The sequence below is a fragment of the Thiolapillus sp. genome (assembly GCF_048562965.1).
GTDB classification, from domain to species: domain Bacteria; phylum Pseudomonadota; class Gammaproteobacteria; order Chromatiales; family Chromatiaceae; genus Thiolapillus; species Thiolapillus brandeum_A.
On record NZ_JBHNMF010000828.1, the window covers coordinates 1 to 1,275 of the forward strand.

At 50.2% G+C, this 1,275-nt stretch carries 2 protein-coding genes; both read left to right on the forward strand.

All coding sequences use genetic code 11. The annotated features are described in order from the left end of the window. Positions 1-222: 222 nt before the first annotated feature. The gene (locus tag ACOCD2_RS20425) at positions 223-720 is read left to right on the forward strand and encodes a transposase (RefSeq protein ID WP_293650500.1); all 498 of its coding nucleotides are present in this window, start codon (positions 223-225) and stop codon (positions 718-720) included. Then, on the forward strand, positions 717-1,241 hold the full coding sequence (locus ACOCD2_RS20430; RefSeq protein WP_293653339.1) for a helix-turn-helix domain-containing protein: 525 nt from the start codon (positions 717-719) through the stop codon (positions 1,239-1,241). Before ACOCD2_RS20425 ends, ACOCD2_RS20430 begins: the two co-directional genes overlap by 4 nt. The last annotated feature ends 34 nt before the right edge of the window (positions 1,242-1,275 follow it).

Sequence of the window (1,275 nt, forward strand, 5' to 3'; positions counted from 1 at the left end):
CAGGAGAAGCGGAAACAGGCGGCAAGGTTTGATCATGCATGTCCTCCAGCAGCAGGGGCCGGTCTGTTGTTTCGTCGATAATATCCGGAACGCAAAAGATAACGATTCGCAATACTATATACCTAGAGTTTAGAGTAAGCAACATCCCCCTGTGTCAGCATAGTTGTCCGCTCACCTTGGTGAGCAATATTTCCTAATCAGGGAGCGGAAGGTGAAGCTACAGTGGCAAGATATAGCCAGGAATTCAAAGAGAAGATTGTTCAGAAGATGATGCCGCCCAATGCGCAAAGTATCGCCCAGATCCATCGGGATACCGGGGTCTCTGAACCCACGCTGTATAATTGGCGAAATCAGTATAAAAACGCAGGTAGAGCCGTGCCGGCAGATCCATCCAATCCAGAAAATTGGTCAGCTGAGGACAAGTTGGCCGTTGTTATAGAAACAGCCTGCTTGAATGAGCAGGCATTGTCTGAGTATTGCCGCAAGAAAGGACTATATGTCGAACAGATCAATCGCTGGAAGGAACTGGCCTTGGGTGGCTATGAGGCGCGAGGGCGTTTGTCAGCCAATGAACGTCGAGAGCTTAAGCAGACGAAAAAACAGAAGCGCCAGATAGAAAAGGAGCTTAAGCGCAAAGAGAAAGCGTTGGCGGAGACAGCTGCACTTTTGGTGCTGTCAAAAAAGTGCAATGCCATCTGGGGGGGAAAAGAGGACGATTGATTTCCTCTGAAAACCGTCAGATGGCGATGAAACTGATTGATGAAGCAATGATTGCGGGAGCACGTCAAGTCCAAGCGTGCCAACTCATGGGTATTGATGCACGCACACTACGGCGTTGGCAAAAACAGCTACTTGCTTCTCAGGAAGTGCAGGATCAACGCAAAACAGCGGCGGCTGGTCGAGTGCCTGCCAACAAGCTCAGTGAAACAGAGAAAGAGCGGATTATTGAGGTGTGTAATCTTCCTGAATACAAGAGCTTGCCTCCCTCTCAGATCGTTCCTATGCTAGCAGATAAAGGGGAATATATTGTGTCAGAATCCAGCTTTTATCGCATCCTGAGTGCGGTTAACCAGGTCAATCGCAGAGGACGTGCCCAGATGCCAAAGAACAGCATGAAGCCGAAAGGCTACAACGCAACAGGTCCCAATCAGGTCTGGAGTTGGGACATTAGTGTGCCGCAGCAAGCTGCGGGAGAGATGAGGGATTATGGCCCCTCGTCATCGGCATGCAGGTGCTGGTGACAAACCGCCTTATGCGGCGACGGTCAAAAGCCGT